This is a genomic window from Providencia sp. PROV201 (assembly GCF_028479545.1).
Lineage (GTDB): Bacteria > Pseudomonadota > Gammaproteobacteria > Enterobacterales > Enterobacteriaceae > Providencia > Providencia huaxiensis.
Genome location: NZ_JAMPNW010000031.1, coordinates 1 through 18,321 on the forward strand (window position 1 = coordinate 1; position 18,321 = coordinate 18,321).

The window sequence follows — 18,321 nt, forward strand, 5'->3', positions numbered from 1 at the left end:
ATTAGCGGCCTATTTATTATTAAATGGAGAAGTTAGTGCTATTTATTATTGGCTAAATCAATCGGCTGAATGTTGCTTGTATCTGTATTGATGTTGTCATCTTCAGTAATCACTGAATCTAAAGTTTCATTTTTTGTTGAAAATGCATGAGCCAGCTTTTCTGTGTCGAGTTCTTTTTCCCAACGTGCAACAACGATACACGCACATGCGTTGCCGACTAAGTTAGTTAAAGCGCGGCACTCAGACATAAATCGGTCGATACCTAAAATAAGCGCCATACCTGCAACAGGAACGCTTGGTACCACCATCAAAGTGGCTGCTAAGGTAATAAAACCTGCACCCGTTACACCAGCTGCCCCCTTCGAGCTTATCATGGCAACTAGCAGCAATGAAATTTGTTCCCAAATAGTCAGTTCAATATTGGTGGCTTGGGCAATAAATAATGCGGCCATCGTCATGTAGATGTTGGTGCCATCAAGGTTGAATGAATAACCAGTAGGGATCACTAAGCCTACAACAGATTTTTCACACCCCGCATGTTCCATTTTTCGCATTAAACTTGGTAATGCGGCCTCAGAAGAAGAAGTTCCTAATACTAACCAGAGTTCATCTTTGATGTACTTAATCAGTTCAATGATTGAGAAACCGTTATATTTGGCTACCGCCCCCAACACCAGTAAGACAAATAGCAGTGATGTTATATAGAAAGTCATAATCAGCATCATTAAGTTGCCGATAGAGGATATTCCATATTTACCAATGGTAAATGCCATTGCACCGAATGCCCCGATAGGGGCGAGTTTCATTAGCATCGCCACCATCTTGAATACAGGTTCTGAGAAGTTTTGTAGCAGTTTTACTATTGGCTCACCGTGTTTACCTGTTGCTGCGAGTGCTAATCCGAAAATGATAGAAATAAACAGAACTTGTAGGATGTTACCGTTGACCAATGGACTAATGACGGTATCAGGGATGATATTCATCAAAAAGCTGACAATCGAGGATTCGTGTGCTTTTTCAACGTAGGTGGCAACTTTGCTGCTATCCAAAGTCGCAGGGTCAATATTAAGCCCCGAGCCTGGACGAATGATATTCGCGACGATAAGACCGATGATGAGAGCAATTGTCGAGAAAGTGATGAAGTAGAGCATTGCTTTACCTGCGACACTTCCCACGGCCTTCATGTTTGACATCCCTGATATACCGGTGACAACAGTTAAGAAGATAACTGGCGCGATAATCATTTTAACGATTTTGATGAATGCATCACCAAGCGGTTTTAATGACTCTCCAATGTCTGGAAAAAAGTGACCAAGTGCTATACCCAGAACGATGGCTACTATCACTTGAACATATAATATTTTATATATTGGTTGTTTTATCATGTTTCGCATAAATTTTCTCTGTAAAAATGTTGCGTTTGGCAATTTATAATTATTAGGTTTAAAACTTTTATTAGAGTTTTTGAGAGCTAATTTAGTTGGAATGGAGGAAGGGGCTGAATTCATTAGTACCAGGGAGTGATAATAATTTGACTGGTAATAATCATACCTAACTACAATTCTAGGGAAGGTTACCACTTTAAATGGTTACATAGAAATGATTGAAGTCACATATTTGATAGAAAAGTTACCTAAACGTAAATTTTATAGGGTAAATGTTGCCCTAAGATCACTTTTAGCGATTAAGTTGCTACTTATTTAGTGGTGTTGGGATTAAATAAATAAAGATATCGCCAAAAAATAATCAGTTAAGCTAAAAAACAGAGGTGAAAATATAGAAAACAGTGGAAATGAATCCCCTGTTTATTAAAAAACGAACGTGTCTGCTGTTTTTTTATTTTTTATTTCATTTATCAATAAAAGTGATAAGAGAGATTAGAGGTAGGGTTTTGTACATAAATACGTTATGCCTAAATGCACTGCGGGGTATTAAGGGAAATCTAATTTATGGGGGATTAAAGAGAGAATGGCTGGGGTACCAGGATTCGAACCTGGGGATGCCAGGATCAAAACCTGGTGCCTTACCGCTTGGCGATACCCCAACAAAAAGAAATGGTAGCTACGACGGGATTCGAACCTGTGACCCCAACATTATGAGTGTTGTGCTCTAACCAGCTGAGCTACATAGCCATTATAATTTCTTTGAAATGATTGTTTGCAACAAGAAGGGAAAGTAGATGGCTGGGGTACCAGGATTCGAACCTGGGAATGCCAGGATCAAAACCTGGTGCCTTACCGCTTGGCGATACCCCATCCGGGAAATTCTACTATTGATTGTATTAAGATGGCTGGGGTACCAGGATTCGAACCTGGGAATGCCAGGATCAAAACCTGGTGCCTTACCGCTTGGCGATACCCCAATCTTAAATTCAATACTACCGAGAAGGAAATGGTGCGGGAGACAAGACTTGAACTTGCACACCTTGCGGCGCCAGAACCTAAATCTGGTGCGTCTACCAATTTCGCCACTCCCGCAAAATAATGGTGGCTATGACGGGATTCGAACCTGTGACCCCAACATTATGAGTGTTGTGCTCTAACCAGCTGAGCTACATAGCCATCTTTTTTTGCATAACCTTCGTCGGCGTTGCGGGGCGCATTATGCTAATTACAGACACGACAGTCAACAGCTTTTTGCACTATTTTTCAGAAAATGCGTCTGTTTGTTTGATGAATAATCATTTTGTCGATAAAGTCAGCAAAAAACAAGCCCATATTTGAAAAAAATCACTTTTTATCTTACCTGTTAGATAAATGTAATTTGGTGACGCGTGAAGTAATACAGTGAAAGGGCGCAAAAATTTGTAACAGGAACAAAGCAGGAAGAATACGAAGCGATTGAAAAATAGCCTATGAAACGAAACGTTCAAATTATTGCTAATAAAAAAGCAGGTATCTCGACCTGCTTTAAAGAAAACAACGGTAAAAATTAGCTTTCAAACAGTTTTTGTAATAATTCACCATTGAGCATCGCGCGTTTTGTGAGAGCGAAAGCGCCTATTGCCGAGTTGTGAACCAACTGTGATGTCACGATAGGGAGATTTTCCCGAAACCCTTTTAAGGCTTGTGTGTCAATGCAGCTTTGAATCGCGGGTAATAGAATTTGTTCCGCTTCCGTGATATCCCCCGCAATAACAACTTTTTCAGGGTTAAATAAGTTGATTGTGATAGCAATCGCTTTACCAATTTGACGACCAACGTGTTGAATAACTTCCGTGGCAAGCGGGTCTCCTTTATTGGCGGCTTGGCAAATATGGGAGATCGTGCAAGTTTCCAGTGTAAGGGCGCTTGAATAGCCTTGTTCTAAACGTTGTTTTACGCGAGCTTCAATTGCTTGGTTTGAGGCAATGGTTTCTAAACAACCAAAATTGCCACAGTGGCAAAGCTCACCAAGTGGGTCAACTTGGATATGGCCGATTTCTCCGAGATTACCTCTATGGTTGAGCAATATCTCTTTATTGATGACTAAACCAGCTCCTGCGCCTCTGTGGATACGTACGAGAAGTGAGTCTTCGCAATCACGGGTTGCCCCAAAATAGCTCTCAGCGAGCGCTAGGCTGCGAATATCATGCCCTGCATAACACGTTATTCTAAAGTGTGCTTGTAAATTGTCGATGAGATGCCAATTGTCGACTTTAATATGCGGCATGTAGTAGACAATTCCACTATTTGGGTTAACTAACCCAGGGAGAATAATTGAAATTGCGATCAACTCTTTTAAGCGTTTTTGGTTGTGTTCGATAAAATCTTCAAGGGCGGCAATCAGCTTTTGTTCCACCGCTTGCTGAGAGGGTTCAGTGATAGGGTAATGAGCATCGATAATCATTTTGCCACCTAAGTCGTACAAGGCGATGGTGGCATCATAGCGGCCTAAGCGGACGCCAATCGTATGAAAATTTTTGTGCTCAGAAACAATAGATATGGCACGACGGCCCCCAGTGGAGGCCTGTTGGTCAACTTCTTTAATTAAACCACGTTCGAGTAGCTGGCGAGTGATTTTAGTTACACTGGCTGGGGCAAGTTGGCTTTGCTCCGCGATTTGAATTCTTGATATCGGGCCATGTTGGTCAATTAAACTATAGACAACAGCGCTATTTAGTTGTTTGACGAGATCAATATTACCAATTTGCTTCAGCGAGTGGCTTTGATTCATTAGCTAGTTACTCATTTTTTGTAGACTTCTGCTCCGTTAACATAGGTTGCGAGGACGTCGAAGTCGTGGTTAAACGCGGTTAAATTCGCAATTTTACCCGGAGCGATAGACCCTAAAGTCTCATCAACTCCTATGGCTCTTGCGGGGTAGAGCGTTGCCATTCTCAGTGTTTCATCTAATGGAATACCCACGTACTCTACACTGTTTCTCACTGCTTCTATCATGGTGAGTGATGAGCCGCTGAGTGTGCCATTTTCATCTACACATAATCCATCGCGGTAGTATATGGTTTTACCTGCGAAGATAAAATGATCCATTTCACCAGTTTGAGGATCTATTCCTGCGGGCGCGGTGGCATCAGTCACTAAAATTAATTTATCACCTTTCAAGTGTTTGCTATTACGGATATTTGCCCATTGGACATGTAAGCCATCAGCGATAATTCCTGCATACACTTCAGGAGTGTCATAAATAGCCCCGACTAAACCCGGACCACGGCCTGAAATATATGGCATGGCATTGAAAAGGTGCGTTGAAAAGCGAATTCCGGCTTTAAAACCCAGTTTGGCTTCTTCATATGTCGCATTTGAATGTCCAGCTGAAATAACAATGCCGGAGTCTTTCAGTTGATGAATGTAATCAAGCTCAACCATTTCAGGCGCTAATGTGATCTTCGTAATCGCATCTGCATGAGCAGCTAAATAATCAATCATCTGCCCGGATGGTTGACGGATAAATTCAGGGTTATGTGTGCCTTTTTTAATAACATTAATATATGGGCCTTCTAAATGAAGCCCGAGAGCTTGGTTTTTGTGGTCTTTTAAGTACTCGGTCATGACCTCAATACCATGCTTCATTAATTCGTCAGAGCACGTAATTAACGTTGGCAGGTAACTGGTACATCCCGTACGCTCATTGGCTTTTTGCATGATATCCAAATTCTTTAATGTGACATTTTCTTTATTATCATTGAATTGGACACCACCACAGCCATTGACTTGCAAGTCAATAAAACCAGCAGATAGGGTTGCACCTTGTAGGTCATGTTGTGGAATATCGGAAGGTACTTCAGAGACAGGACAAACATCTTTGATGATTTCACCATCGATGATGACCGCATGGTTATCCAGTCTTTCATGACCTGTATAAATAATGCAATTTGTTAATGCATACATGGCTTAAACTCCTGACCTCTGTAAGGTGGGTCACCGATCAGCCTTCGCTGATCGGGTGATTGATAAACATAATATTAGTTAAACTTTTCAATAATTTCAGATTCTAGCTGTTTGAAATATTTAAGCGTTTTGACTTTTAATTCGAGTGTTGCGGGTTCATCACAGACGATCAGTGCTTTTGGGTGCATTTGCACGCAGCTTACTGTCCACATATGGTTGATTGAACCTTCTACCGCAGCATGAACTGCATTTGCTTTATTCGCACCAGTCGCGAGTACCATTAACTCTTCAGCGTCCATTAATGTGGCAACCCCCACAGTTAAAGCGAATTTTGGTACTTGGTTGATATCATTATCAAAGAAGCGTGAGTTCGCTTGGCGTGTTTCGGGTGTTAATGTCTTAATACGGGTACGAGAGTTCAGTGAAGAACCGGGTTCATTAAAAGCAATATGGCCGTCGTTACCTACGCCGCCCATAAATAAATTAATTTTGCCGTAAGATTTAATTTTATCTTCATAGCGTTGGCACTCTGCATCAACATCAGGGGCATTGCCATTCAGTAAATTGATATTTTGCGCTTGAATATCGATGTGGTTAAAGAAATTCTCATGCATAAATGTGTGATAGCTTTGAGGATGATTAGCTGGAATACCAATATATTCATCCATATTAAATGTGACCACATGCTTAAAACTGACTTTTCCTGCGTTATATAAAGCAATCAGAGCTTTATAAGTAGCAAGAGGGGTACCGCCTGTTGGTAACCCAAGAACGAAAGGGCGCTCAGCAGTAGGGTTGAATGCGTTGATTTTATCAGCGATATACTGTGCGGACCAAATGCCGACATCATGCGCATTGTTAAGTGGAATTAGCCTCATGTCTCAATTACCTCTAATAAGTCTGTGAAATCTTTCATATATATATGTATCCCTGATGTTATTCATTAGATATAGGAATACTCGTTATACTACAAATTTATTACGCGTTGGTGTTGGTATACAGTGCCGTTTTAACGGCGACACCTGCATTTTAAACGCGCTGAGAATATACAGGTTAATAGTATAAAAAAGTTATTTTTAATAATAAAATAAGTTTTCAATAATAGCTAGTAATTTAGTCATATCGGTAACTCTTTCGTTGACATTTATCACAAATCGAACCTATTTATTTTGCATCGCGAAACAATTAATTTAGACTATAAAATTGATACTCTCAATAACCTAAATTATGATTTAGGTGTGTGAACAATAAGATCCCGTAAATGGGGCAAAAATAGGGCTATAAAGGGGGAGTTTGTGAATATTCTTAGCTACTTACAGCGGATTGGTAGGGCACTTATGGTGCCAGTTGCAGTACTACCAGCCGCAGCAATCCTGATGGGGATTGGCTATTGGATTGACCCAGATGGTTGGGGAGCCAATAGTGCAATCGCGGCGTTACTGATTAAATCGGGCGCGGCTATTATTGATAATATGTCCGTGCTATTTGCTATTGGTGTTGCTTATGGGATGTCAAAAGATAAGGACGGTGCGGCTGCACTGACCGGTTTTGTCGGCTTTTTAGTGGTGACAACACTGTGTTCTCCTGCATCTTATTCCATGATCATGAATGTTCCGTTGGAAAGCGTTCCTGCGGCATTCGGTAAAATAAATAACCAGTTCGTGGGTATTTTAGTTGGGGTTTTGTCTGCGGAATTGTACAACCGTTATAGTGGCGTAGAGCTACCAAAAGCGTTGTCTTTCTTTAGCGGCCGTCGCCTTGTACCAATTCTGACATCATTCTTAATGATCATCTTAGCCTTCATACTGATGTATGTGTGGCCAGTGGTCTATAACGGTTTAGTGTCTTTCGGTGAAAGTATTAAAGACTTAGGCTCAGTGGGTGCGGGGATTTACGCATTCTTCAACCGTTTATTAATTCCTGTTGGTCTTCACCATGCACTTAACTCAGTGTTCTGGTTTGACGTTGCAGGGATCAATGATATTCCAAACTTCTTAGGCGGTGCTAAGTCAATTGATGCAGGCCTGGCAACGGTGGGGATCACGGGTCGTTATCAAGCTGGTTTCTTCCCAATTATGATGTTTGGTCTACCTGGTGCGGCATTAGCGATTTACCACTGCGCACGTCCAGAAAATAAGGCAAAAGTTGCTGGTATTATGATTGCTGGTGCGTTTGCTGCATTCTTCACCGGGATCACTGAACCGCTCGAATTCTCTTTCATGTTCGTGGCACCGATTCTGTATGTAGTCCACGCATTGTTAACCGGTATTTCGGTTTATATCGCAGCAACAATGGAATGGATCTCAGGATTTGGTTTCAGTGCTGGTTTAGTCGATATGCTATTGCAATCACGTAACCCACTAGCTGTTCAGTGGTATATGTTGATTGTCCAAGGCTTAGTCTTCTTCTGCATCTACTATGTCATTTTCCGCTTCATGATCCGCAAATTCAACCTGTTAACACCAGGCCGTGAAGAGAGCGCAGGTGATGAAACGATTGATGGTTATGACGAAAGCATTAGCCCTGCTGATAGCAGTGACAGCGATATTCAAAAAGAAGCTCGCCAATATGTTGCAGCGGTGGGTGGTAGCGACAATATCGTTAGTATTGATGCCTGTATCACTCGTTTACGTTTAGGTGTTAAAGATTCAGCGGTTGTTAACGACGCCATGACAAAACGTTTAGGGGCTTCAGGTGTTATCCGCTTAAGCAAACAAAATGTTCAAGTGATTGTCGGTACACGTGCTGAATTGGTGGCAAAAGCAATGACTGAAGTGATTGCAAAAGGCCCAATTGCAGGCTCTGCTCCAGTTGCAGTAGCTGAAGAGAAAAAAGCCGCAGAGCCTGCAAAAGCAAAAGGTAATGTGATTTTATCTCTGGTTGCGCCAGTGAGTGGTCAAGTTTTCTCACTTGATGATGTGCCAGATGAAGCGTTCTCTAGCCGTATTGTGGGTGATGGGATTGCCATCAAACCAACAAGTAGTGAAGTGTTAGCCCCTGCATCAGGTACGGTAGTGAAAATTTTCGAAACTAACCATGCATTCTGCCTTGAAACAGAAAATGGCGTCGAACTCATTGTCCATATGGGTATTGATACTGTTGCACTGAAAGGCGAAGGTTGTGCACGTTTAGTGGAAGAAGGAGCTGAAGTAACTGCGGGTACGCCTATCCTAAAATTAGATTTACCGTTCCTTGAAGCGAATGCTAAATCAATGATTAGCCCAGTTATCATTAGTAATATCGATGACTTCGCTGGCGTTGAGATTTTAGTTGAAGGCGACGTGAAAGCAGGCGAAACGGTTATTTATAATGTTCTGAAATAATTCAGCTTAATATTATAAGTGAGTAAGAGGGTGGCTTAGGCCACCCTCTTTATTTATGTAGTTTAAATAAGAAAAAGATAATCATATAGGGCATAACAAATAATGATAATCAGTATAAATTGAGTTTGGTTTATAAATTAAATATAATTAATTGTTAGCTTTGTGGAGAGGCTGAAATACGAGAGTAATTAAAATAAAAGTGCCTAAAAGCAATATAACAAAGAATCTATACGGAGAAAAATGGGATTGAAAATTCATTTGGTTTGATAAACAAACCAAATGAATATGTTGGTGAAGAGTATTCTCTTGACTTAGGGGATGCTGGTAGCATTATAGAAAAAACTATTAACCCTGAATAAAATATTATTATAATGGTTGTTTTGATGTACTTTCTGATTGGGTCTCTAATCTTCAAAAGCATATAAAACATAAAGTTAAATTTAATAAATATGATTATCAAGTTTCATTAGATTATCGAGAAGAATGGTAATTATTTATATTTATAAATTATTAGTAAATCATTTAATTTGCTTATTTTTATGCAGGTTAATATTTTCCCATAAAAATAGGGGCTATTTAAAATAATTGGTAATTTATTTAAAATAAAGATAAAAATCTGTGGAAATATTAGGGATTTATTCAAAGTAATAACATAAAGAATATGTATTATGACAGAGTCAATAAAGCACCTACAGATCCATAAACTAGAAGATATGAATATACATAGAAACTTAGGCGCAGGTCATGACCCGATGCAGATAGGGCCACCCAGCATAACCATTCATGTGGCGCCTAAAGGTAGTCCAATTTACAATCAGTTAGGAGAAGACACGGGGAATACATCACAATGGGGACATACCTATATTAGTATTCGAGGCATTAATCCTGTGACACATAGTTATGAACAAATTAGCATGGGACTTAGTCCAGGAGAAGATTGGGGGTCATCAAAAGATAATTTGTCTTTTAATGATCATGTTCGTTATAAAAGTGCTTCCACATTGACGATAACATCAAATAATCAACAGTTTTTTAGTCATTTCAATAATCTGTATACGGCTATGCATGATTATAAAACAGGAAAAACGCAGCCTCCGAATTATAATCCATTTAGTTTAACTGGGGAAAAAACGTGCGGTAAATTTGTTCAGTCAGAGCTAGAAAAAGCAGGCATGCAAGGCATTAATATCCCTTTTTGGCCTGATGATGTTTATGAGAACTTAGACAATTTGGCTGATGATTACGAAACACCATTAGTAATTGACTTAGGTGGTAATGGTGTACAAACTTTAGTAGAAAGTTTTGGCGTTGAATTCGATTTTAAAGGAAATGCAATTAAGTCGCGAACAGGCTGGGTACACCCAGATGATGGATTACTGGTGTGGGATAAAAATAAAGATGGCATGATTAATTCAGGTAACGAATTGTTTGGTAACAATAGCCTACAGATTAGTAATACACAACTGAAAGATGGCTTTTCTGCTTTATCTGAATTGGACAGTAATACTGATAGAACTATTAATTCAAGTGATAAGTTTTGGTTGGAGTTAAAAGTCTGGCAAGATAAAAATTCGGATGGTATTAGTCAATTCCATGAATTAACAAATTTAAGTAATATGGGCATTAACGCAATTGAGTTGAATGCAAATGAGCTCAATTTTTATGATGAGAATGGTAATTTCCATAAATTAATGGCTAAGGTAAGTTGGGATAATAATAAGCAAACTGAAATCGTTGATGTATTATTTCACCAGCGAACGAATACGATTAATTTACAACAAAATTTTAATCGACTTATTGATAATATCGTTGGTTTTTCATTCCCCTCAAATGATGACTGTATCTTTTTAATTGCAGACACCATAACAAGCTATCCTCATGCAACTTCACTTTCTACCAATGATTTAGGAAAAATCTCGTGAGGTTGCTTTCATGGTCTATCGTTATAGGAGCGTTCATGATAGGGACTCCAACTTGGGGAGGAAATACAAATCCTCCTTTAATTCCAACTGTAAGAGATCGTCTATATACCATTGGGTATAATGAAACAGAACTACGTTATGACCCAGACCTACCTAAAAAAGTTTCTTATCCTGCAAACCAACAGCAAGTGCTTGAGTTATATCATCGGGCATTAAAAAATAATAATGAAGATGATAATTATGTTTTGTTTTCTTTTTTCAGAATTGGTTGCACCGATTTTAAGCATTTACATAATGTGAAAGCTGCAAAAGAAGAGTGTGCACTGGCAAATTTCTTTTTGAAGAGAGTATTAAAAATTAATTCTAACAATGGGTTAGCTCTGTTATTTACAGGGGTAAACTATCAGCATGGTAATGGGGGGGAAATAAATATGCCAGAAGCAATTTCATATTATGAACGAGCTTACCACCTTCATGGTAATAAGGTACTTGTCGCAGGAAAAAATCTTTCGACGATTTATTTACATGGACTCGGCGGGATCCCTCAGGACTTTAATAAAGCTAAATACTATTTAGAAATGGCCGCAAGAGATAACCCAAAGGGGCAAGATGCATATTACCTCAAGAATTTTGATACATATGTTGATTTACTCAAAATATCAAATGAAGGTGATAAATGTAAGCAACAAAACCCGAATAACCGTATCTGGGTAAAAGAATGTAATGATAAAGTAGAAAAGAAAATAGAAGCGTACTTAAAAAAACATAGAGGAAATCAGAAAGAGAAAGATGCGATTGGTTAATTTATCAAAATTTTATTTTATGACTAATATGAAAGGTCGTTATGAATAATACGTTAAAAGTTGCATTTATTAATAATATTGGCGAAATCTCAAACTAAGTTGTCAAGTTTGCATAAGCAAGGGGCTTTTTTCATCGATAAAATATTTTCTCAATAACTTGAGAGGGTTTATCTGTGGAACTGCTTTTGTGTTTATTTGGCTTTATTTCGGGGATCACCACCGCACTATTCGGCTTCGGTGGCGGTTTTATTACGGTTCCACTGTTATATGCCTTGATTACCTTAGTGTGGGGGCCGCAAAGCGATGCAGGCAGTGTGGCAATGCAAATTGCGGTGGCAACATCAACCTGTGTGATGATCTTTTCATCGACGCTTTCGAGTCGTGCTCATTACCTTAAAGGCAACCTGAGTTGGCCAATTATTCGCCCTTTTATTATCCCTATTTCAATTGGCGGAATTCTAGGGGCAATAGTGGCGTTATCCGTAGATAGTGCATTAATTCGTTGGATATTTATTGGTTATCTCGTCATCACTATTTTAGATTGTTTTATTCGTCCCGGCTTTATGAATACAGGATCTACAGGTATACAAGACTCCCGTGGCGGTATTTTTGCCGATACTCCTATTGGTGTGGTGATTGGTGCTGTTGCGGCATTTCTTGGGGTTGGTGGCAGTGTGATGACAGTCCCTTTAATGCGACGTAGAGGCGCGAGTATGATCCAAGCTGCTGCATTTGCGAACCCATTAACATTACCAATGGCAATCACGGGTACATTAACTTATTTTTATTTCGCCATTGATAAACATATTGACCTTGGAGCGGGTTTTCTGGGGATGATCTATATCAAAGGGGCGTTAATTTTAATTGCGACATCGTGGTTAGGGATCCGTTTTGCTTCTTTATTAATGCTTTACCTGAGCGATAAACGCCATGCCCAAAGCTATCCGCTACTGTTACTCGTGGTTTTAGCTGTCATGATACTGGCTTAGGATCGCGTATATTGGTGAGTAAAGATGAGGTTTTTGTCCTAAATTCCTACTGATCATCGCTTTTGCTGCACTTGGCGCAATCAAACGGTTGTTTCCTGATTGATTATGGTAGAATATATTTAATTACCACACGCTTTTAGCGCGCTTTTGGCATTGAGGAATGATGACAATGAATGAGGCAGATGCTCGCCCAACAAATTTTATCCGTCAGATCATAGATGAAGATCTGGCGACCGGAAAACACACGTCAGTGCATACGCGTTTTCCACCTGAACCGAATGGCTATTTACATATTGGTCATGCGAAATCAATCTGCTTGAATTTTGGCATTGCCAAGGATTATCAGGGCCAATGTAACTTACGTTTTGATGACACTAACCCGGTAAAAGAAGATGTCGAATACGTTAACTCCATTCAAGAAGACGTTAAATGGCTTGGTTTTGAGTGGAGCGGTGATGTCCGTTATTCCTCTGATTACTTTGATACCTTGTATCAGTACGCGATCGAGCTGATCAAAAAAGGCTTAGCTTATGTTGACGAACTCAGCCCAGACGAAATTCGTGAATACCGTGGGACACTCAAAGAGCCGGGTAAAAATAGCCCATACCGTGAGCGCCTAATTGAAGACAACTTAGCATTATTCGAAAAAATGCGTGAAGGTGGTTTCGAAGAAGGAAAAGCGTGTTTACGCGCGAAAATCGATATGGCATCCCCATTTATGGTGATGCGTGACCCAGTTTTATATCGTATTAAGTTTGCGGAACATCACCAATCTGGCAACAAATGGTGTATTTATCCAATGTATGACTTCACGCATTGTATTTCTGATGCATTAGAAGGCATTACGCATTCTTTATGTACGCTAGAGTTCCAAGATAACCGTCGTTTATATGATTGGGTTCTAGACAATATCACGATTGATTGCCATCCACGTCAGTACGAGTTTTCTCGTCTGAATTTGGAATACACGGTGATGTCTAAGCGTAAACTGAACCAATTAGTCACTGAAAAACATGTAAATGGTTGGGATGACCCACGTATGTTAACCATTTCAGGTTTACGTCGTCGTGGCTATACCGCAGCCTCTATTCGTGAATTTTGCCAACGTATTGGTGTTACTAAACAAGACAACAACGTTGAAATGGCCTCTTTAGAGTCTTGTATCCGTGATGACCTGAATGAGTCAGCACCGCGTGCAATGGCGGTTATCGACCCAGTTCGTGTGGTGATTGAAAACATGCCTGCTGGTGAAGAGATTTTAACAGCGCCAAACCATCCAAATAAACCGGAGATGGGTACGCGCCAAGTACCATTTAGCAATGAAATCTATATTGACCGCGCGGACTTCCGTGAAGAAGCGAATCGTCAATATAAACGTTTAGTCTTAGGTAAAGAAGTTCGTTTGCGTAATGCATACATCATTAAGGCAGAGCGTGTTGAAAAAGACGCTGATGGTAATATCACAACTATTTACTGTACTTATGATGCAGGCACATTGAATAAAGACCCAGCAGATGGCCGTAAAGTCAAAGGCGTTATTCATTGGGTTAGCGTCGCTCATGCATTACCGGCAGAAATTCGTCTGTATGACCGTTTATTTACAGTACCAAACCCAGGTGCAGAAGACGATTTCTTATCGGTTATCAACCCTGAGTCGCTGGTTATTCGCCAAGGCTTTGTTGAGCCGAGCCTGAAAGGTGCTGTGGCAGAAAAGGCGTACCAATTTGAGCGTGAAGGCTATTTCTGTGCTGACAACCGTTTAAGCAGTGCAGATCATTTAGTGTTTAATAGGACTGTGGGGTTGCGTGATACTTGGGCGAAGCTCGAGTCTAACTAAAATCCTCGTTATCCTTCGCGCTGTAGGTGTGTTAGCTTCACCCACTAGCCCTAGTCACATACTTATGTATGCTCCTAGGGTCTAGCGGTCTTGCTGCCTTCCTACAACACGAATGATTTAGAGGATTGCCCCTGACAAATAAATTATTTAGAGGGCTGTTCGAGAGCATTAGAACAAAAAAAGCCGTGATATTTCTAGTTAATATCACGGCTTTTTCTATGGGTAATACGACTTACTGAGATTTGTTATCCACTTTTTCTTTTAATAATTCATGCAGATATTCATTCGCGGAAGTCACATTTCCTTGTGCATCTTTGACTTGATACTCTTCACCCGTAACTGATGACTTTGAAGCAACGTTATCAATAAATTGTTCTGCAGTATTGAGGCGTTTCTCTGTTTTGCGTAATTTTAATCTCAAGTGAGACTCTGCATCGACAGCGGAATGTTCAGTACCATTACGGGTAAATGTAAGATTTTGCTGTTTACCAAGTGCTGCTAATAATGATTCAGTACGCATTTTTTCTTCAGGGCTTAATGCAAGGGCTTGAGTGGTAACAAAAACACTTAAAAAAAGTACTAATGCAGATGAAAAACGGTTTGATAGCTGGGTAGTAAGCATTTGCACGAATTTCTCTCCATAGAAATAAAGGTGAGAAAATTATAAGCAGACTTTTAATTTAAACTATCGGTAAGATTCTTAGAATTCAATTATTGATAGTTGATTAAGGCATAAAGCGATAACCAATCCCTGTTTCGGTTAATAAGTGAATAGGGCGAGCAGGGTCATTCTCCAGTTTTTGTCGTAGATGACCCATATAGATACGTAGGTAATGATTATGTTCCACATAATTAGGCCCCCACACTTGTAGTAACAAATGCCGTTGAGTCAATACTTTGCCACTGTTAGCCACCAGTTCACTGAGTAAACGAAACTCAATTGGGGTAAGGTGGAGCTCTTCACCTTGTTTGGTAACAATTCGATTAATAAAATCGATAGTGATATCCCCAAACTGGCATTTTGAGTTTTCTTGAGAAACTTTGCCAAACCGCCGTAAAGCGACCCTAACACGAGCCAGTAATTCACTAATACCAAAGGGTTTTGTCAGGTAATCATCAGCGCCTGCATCCAATGCAGCCACCTTTTGTGACTCCTCTTCACGAGCGGATAAAACAATGATAGGGATACTACTCCACTGGCGTAGTTCACGAATCAAATTGAGTCCATCGCCATCAGGTAAGCCAAGGTCTAAAATCAATAAATCAGGTTGCCGCGTACCGGACTCAATGAGGCCGCGTTGGTAATTTTCCGCCTCAAAGACCTTCCAGCCTTCACCTTCCAGCGCCAAGCGAACAAAGCGACGGATTTCTTTTTCATCTTCAACAACTAGAATTTGATGGCTAGTGCTCACAATATTGCTAATCCTTTATGTTTCTACTTCGATATCAGGTAGTTGCTTTAGGGGTAAGACAAAGTGGAAGCTGGCTCCACCTTTATCATTATTCTGCGCCCAAATTTCCCCTTCATGTAATTGAATTATAGCACGGCAAATAGCGAGCCCTAAGCCAACCCCTGGGATCGCTGACTCTTTTTGCGCTCGAGAAAATTTGTCGAAAATATTTTTTTCTTGCCCGTTTGGGATCCCATTGCTGGCATCCCATATTTCGATGTGAATTTTTTGACCTTCAACGGCAGCTCGAATACCAATCGGGGTATCGTTATGGCTGTATTTTACAGCATTTTCTAATAGATTGATTAGAACCCGTTCAATCAAATTAGCATCACAATAAAGTAATAAATCGGCTGGAATATCAATTTCTAAAGGGTGACTGTGTAAGGTGTAATCCAAAGTTCTAACGGCACTACTGGTAATTTCTTGCAGCGATTCCCACGCTAAATTGGGCTGAATACTACCAGATTGCAAGCGAGCCATATCCAATAAATTATTCACTAAACGCGAGGTGCTAAGCACTTGCTGGCGCATTTGGTTAACTTGCTCTGTAAGTGGTGAGTTTTCCGCAGATAAATTCAACATTAAAATTTCAGTTTGACCGAATAAAACGGTAAGCGGTGTTTTTAGGTCATGAGAAAGTGCAGCAAGTAACGAGTTTCTCAGTTGTTCACGTTCAATATCTAATTTGGCAGACTCAGCTTGTTTGGTCAGTTGTAGACGAGCAAGAGCACTAGCAATCAACCCCGTGAAGGTTTGCAGCATACGTTGTTGTTCTGGGATCAATAACTGGCGCATATTTCTTGGCTCAATGGCAAGAACGGCAAGAGTTTGATCTGCTGTAGTGATCGGTTGTAATTGATAAGGAACACTTGGCAAAGTATCCGTACCAGCACCGGCGGGCTGGCGTTTATCAAAACTCCACTTAGCAATGGCTTTATCAATTTGCATTGCAGTGTAGCCATCACATTGTAACGGTGTTAATTGGCCATCCTCATCAGGTAATAATAAGCAACTTTTGGCTTGGAAGGCATTATTGAGAAAATGATACCCTGTTTTACCGATATCATCTGTAGTGATGGCTTGGCCTAATTCTTTTGTCATTTCATATAGATGACGTGTCCGTTGTTCGCGATACCGAGCGATACGTGCTTGGTATCGCATACCCGCAGTTAGATTTCCCACAACAACCCCAACAATTAGCATCACCGTAAAAGTGACTAAATATTGCATGTCCATGATAGCAAGGGAAAAATGGGGTTGAACAAAGAACAGGTCAAAACTGATCACGTTGACCAGCGCGGCAAAGACAGAGGGGCGTCGGCCATAAAATAATGCGATTAACACGACACCTAATAGATAGAGTGTCACGAGGTTGGCTTTGTCGAGAGCCAATAAAAAAGTGCGAGAAAATAAAGTGATAGTGGCGCACATTACAATAGCCATTAAATAGCCATTCATATCTGATCGCCATTTTTCAGAGAACGGCTTTCTTTCCGGTTCTTTATCCCACTCACTTTTCTCTTCAAGTGCGACGATCACTAAATCCAGATCAGGGCCGAGCTTACCAAGGCGATCGGCAAAGCCGGGGCGCCAATTGAGCTTAAACCATTTGTTTGATTTATCACGTCGGCCAATTAATATCTTTCCTAAATTATGTTCTCGTGCATAACGTAATATCGCTTTTTCTTCTGAAGGGTCGGATAACGTTGCCGTCTCTGCCCCTAAGTCTTGAGCAAGGCGTAACGCTTTTAAGATAGCTCTGCGCTGGGTTTCAGGTAGCTGATGAAGTGCAGGGGTTTCAACATAAACAGCATGCCAGACACTACCGAATTTTGCAGCAAGCCGAGCAGCTGTACGAACTAACTTTTCATTTCCCCTATTATGGCCGATGCATAGCAATAGCCCATCGCGGGTATGCCAAACAGGTGCTTGGCCTTTACCGCCGCGAAATTCACGCATTTGGTCATCAACTCGGTCAGCTGTACGGCGAAGTGCGAGCTCACGAAGTGCAATTAAATTTCCTTTGCGGAAAAAATGTTCAATGGCGCGTTCGGCTTGCCCTGGTATGTACACTTTGCCTTCTTTAAGGCGCTGTCGTAGATCGTCAGGAGGAAGGTCAACTAATACCACCTCGTCAGCAGCATCAAAAATATGATCTGGAACCGTTTCACGTACACGAATACCTGTAATGCTTCCAACAATATCATTCAGACTTTCAATGTGTTGAACGTTAATGGTTGTCAACACATCAATTCCGGCATCAAGCAATTCTTCGACATCTTGCCAGCGTTTAGGATGGCGGCTGCCATTGGGGTTACTAAATGCTAACTCATCCATTAAAATTATGGCTGGATGTCTAGCAATTGCAGCATCAATATCGAAGCCATTTAGGCGACGACCGTGATGAATAATGCGTCTGGGTGGCAATAGAGAAAGGCCGTCAAGTAGCGCGGCCGTTTCTTCTCTTTCATGGGTTTCTACTACGCCAATCAGCACATCTAGCCCTTGTGCTCTGAGTCTTTGTGCTTCTTGGAGCATGGCATACGTTTTTCCAACGCCTGCACAGGCCCCGAAAAAAATCTTTAATTTGCCTCGTCCAATTTCATTGGCTTTGGCCAAGAGTTCATCGGGGTTAGGGCGGAGAGGTTCCTGATTGTTCATCA

14 protein-coding genes and 6 tRNA genes are annotated in these 18,321 nt (G+C 40.6%); 7 read left to right on the forward strand and 13 right to left on the reverse strand.

Annotated features, from left to right (window positions below; translation table 11 throughout):
- Positions 1-38: 38 nt before the first annotated feature.
- The 10 genes from PR809_RS18530 to nagB form a co-directional block, all read right to left on the reverse strand.
- Entirely contained in the window at positions 39-1,394 is a 1,356-nt protein-coding gene (locus PR809_RS18530; RefSeq protein ID WP_206277018.1) for a dicarboxylate/amino acid:cation symporter, read from the reverse strand.
- A gap of 575 nt (positions 1,395-1,969) precedes the next feature.
- A tRNA-Gln gene (locus PR809_RS18535) sits at positions 1,970-2,044 on the reverse strand.
- An 11-nt stretch (positions 2,045-2,055) separates the two neighbouring features.
- Positions 2,056-2,132: transfer RNA gene (locus PR809_RS18540), tRNA-Met, on the reverse strand.
- Between the two features lie 48 nt (positions 2,133-2,180).
- Positions 2,181-2,255, reverse strand: a tRNA-Gln gene (locus PR809_RS18545).
- A 32-nt stretch (positions 2,256-2,287) separates the two neighbouring features.
- Positions 2,288-2,362 (reverse strand) — tRNA-Gln (locus tag PR809_RS18550).
- Between the two features lie 30 nt (positions 2,363-2,392).
- A tRNA-Leu gene (locus tag PR809_RS18555) sits at positions 2,393-2,477 on the reverse strand.
- 7 nt (positions 2,478-2,484) lie between these two features.
- Positions 2,485-2,561: transfer RNA gene (locus tag PR809_RS18560), tRNA-Met, on the reverse strand.
- 370 nt (positions 2,562-2,931) lie between these two features.
- Positions 2,932-4,155: a DNA-binding transcriptional regulator NagC gene (gene nagC, locus PR809_RS18565; RefSeq protein WP_102138312.1), complete on the reverse strand. Its 1,224-nt coding sequence runs from the start codon at positions 4,153-4,155 to the stop codon at positions 2,932-2,934.
- A gap of 11 nt (positions 4,156-4,166) precedes the next feature.
- On the reverse strand, positions 4,167-5,330 hold the full coding sequence (gene nagA / locus PR809_RS18570; protein WP_206277019.1) for an N-acetylglucosamine-6-phosphate deacetylase: 1,164 nt from the start codon (positions 5,328-5,330) through the stop codon (positions 4,167-4,169).
- Between the two features lie 74 nt (positions 5,331-5,404).
- Complete coding sequence (nagB, locus tag PR809_RS18575) at positions 5,405-6,208, reverse strand: glucosamine-6-phosphate deaminase (protein ID WP_102138314.1); 804 nt, start codon at positions 6,206-6,208, stop codon at positions 5,405-5,407.
- 417 nt (positions 6,209-6,625) lie between these two features.
- Here nagB and nagE point away from each other — a divergent pair, with 417 nt between their 5' ends.
- From nagE to glnS, 7 genes are all read left to right on the forward strand, one after another.
- On the forward strand, positions 6,626-8,653 hold the full coding sequence (nagE, locus tag PR809_RS18580; RefSeq protein WP_166266310.1) for an N-acetylglucosamine-specific PTS transporter subunit IIBC: 2,028 nt from the start codon (positions 6,626-6,628) through the stop codon (positions 8,651-8,653).
- Positions 8,654-8,916: 263 nt separating this feature from the next.
- Entirely contained in the window at positions 8,917-9,012 is a 96-nt protein-coding gene (locus PR809_RS20090; protein WP_336298725.1) for a colicin E3-like toxin immunity protein, read from the forward strand.
- Positions 9,009-9,143 carry a colicin E3-like toxin immunity protein gene (locus tag PR809_RS20095; RefSeq protein WP_256372929.1) on the forward strand — a complete coding sequence of 45 codons (135 nt, stop codon included), beginning with the start codon at positions 9,009-9,011 and terminating at the stop codon, positions 9,141-9,143. Before PR809_RS20090 ends, PR809_RS20095 begins: the two co-directional genes overlap by 4 nt.
- Positions 9,144-9,321: 178 nt before the next feature.
- Complete coding sequence (locus tag PR809_RS18590) at positions 9,322-10,575, forward strand: hypothetical protein (RefSeq protein WP_272524628.1); 1,254 nt, start codon at positions 9,322-9,324, stop codon at positions 10,573-10,575.
- A gap of 35 nt (positions 10,576-10,610) precedes the next feature.
- Positions 10,611-11,378, forward strand: a complete 768-nt coding sequence (locus tag PR809_RS18595) for an SEL1-like repeat protein (RefSeq protein ID WP_166266316.1) — start codon at positions 10,611-10,613, stop codon at positions 11,376-11,378.
- Between the two features lie 173 nt (positions 11,379-11,551).
- Positions 11,552-12,367, forward strand: coding sequence for a sulfite exporter TauE/SafE family protein (locus PR809_RS18600; RefSeq protein ID WP_206276591.1), 816 nt, complete (start codon positions 11,552-11,554; stop codon positions 12,365-12,367).
- A 169-nt stretch (positions 12,368-12,536) separates the two neighbouring features.
- Positions 12,537-14,204: a glutamine--tRNA ligase gene (gene glnS, locus PR809_RS18605; RefSeq protein ID WP_148241592.1), complete on the forward strand. Its 1,668-nt coding sequence runs from the start codon at positions 12,537-12,539 to the stop codon at positions 14,202-14,204.
- A 232-nt stretch (positions 14,205-14,436) separates the two neighbouring features.
- Here glnS and PR809_RS18610 read toward each other — a convergent pair whose 3' ends face one another.
- The 3 genes from PR809_RS18610 to kdpD all read right to left on the reverse strand — a co-directional run bounded on the left by PR809_RS18610 (position 14,437) and on the right by kdpD (position 18,319).
- The gene (locus tag PR809_RS18610; RefSeq protein WP_206276596.1) at positions 14,437-14,826 is read right to left on the reverse strand and encodes a DUF5329 family protein; all 390 of its coding nucleotides are present in this window, start codon (positions 14,824-14,826) and stop codon (positions 14,437-14,439) included.
- A gap of 103 nt (positions 14,827-14,929) precedes the next feature.
- Positions 14,930-15,616 carry a two-component system response regulator KdpE gene (gene kdpE, locus PR809_RS18615; RefSeq protein WP_229597550.1) on the reverse strand — a complete coding sequence of 229 codons (687 nt, stop codon included), beginning with the start codon at positions 15,614-15,616 and terminating at the stop codon, positions 14,930-14,932.
- Between the two features lie 15 nt (positions 15,617-15,631).
- Entirely contained in the window at positions 15,632-18,319 is a 2,688-nt protein-coding gene (gene kdpD / locus PR809_RS18620) for a two-component system sensor histidine kinase KdpD (protein WP_206276592.1), read from the reverse strand.
- Positions 18,320-18,321 lie beyond the last annotated feature (2 nt).

Bases quoted from the DNA above. Each gene is read 5' to 3' on its own strand.
- glnS (WP_148241592.1), top strand. From the start codon at position 12,537: ATGAATGAGGCAGATGCTCGCCCAACAAATTTTATCCGTCAGATCATA.
- nagA (WP_206277019.1), bottom strand. From the start codon at position 5,330: ATGTATGCATTAACAAATTGCATTATTTATACAGGTCATGAAAGACTG.
- PR809_RS18530 (WP_206277018.1), bottom strand. From the start codon at position 1,394: ATGCGAAACATGATAAAACAACCAATATATAAAATATTATATGTTCAA.
- kdpD (WP_206276592.1), bottom strand. From the start codon at position 18,319: ATGAACAATCAGGAACCTCTCCGCCCTAACCCCGATGAACTCTTGGCC.
- nagC (WP_102138312.1), bottom strand. From the start codon at position 4,155: ATGAATCAAAGCCACTCGCTGAAGCAAATTGGTAATATTGATCTCGTC.
- nagB (WP_102138314.1), bottom strand. From the start codon at position 6,208: ATGAGGCTAATTCCACTTAACAATGCGCATGATGTCGGCATTTGGTCC.
- PR809_RS18595 (WP_166266316.1), top strand. From the start codon at position 10,611: ATGATAGGGACTCCAACTTGGGGAGGAAATACAAATCCTCCTTTAATT.
- PR809_RS18610 (WP_206276596.1), bottom strand. From the start codon at position 14,826: ATGCTTACTACCCAGCTATCAAACCGTTTTTCATCTGCATTAGTACTT.
- PR809_RS18590 (WP_272524628.1), top strand. From the start codon at position 9,322: ATGACAGAGTCAATAAAGCACCTACAGATCCATAAACTAGAAGATATG.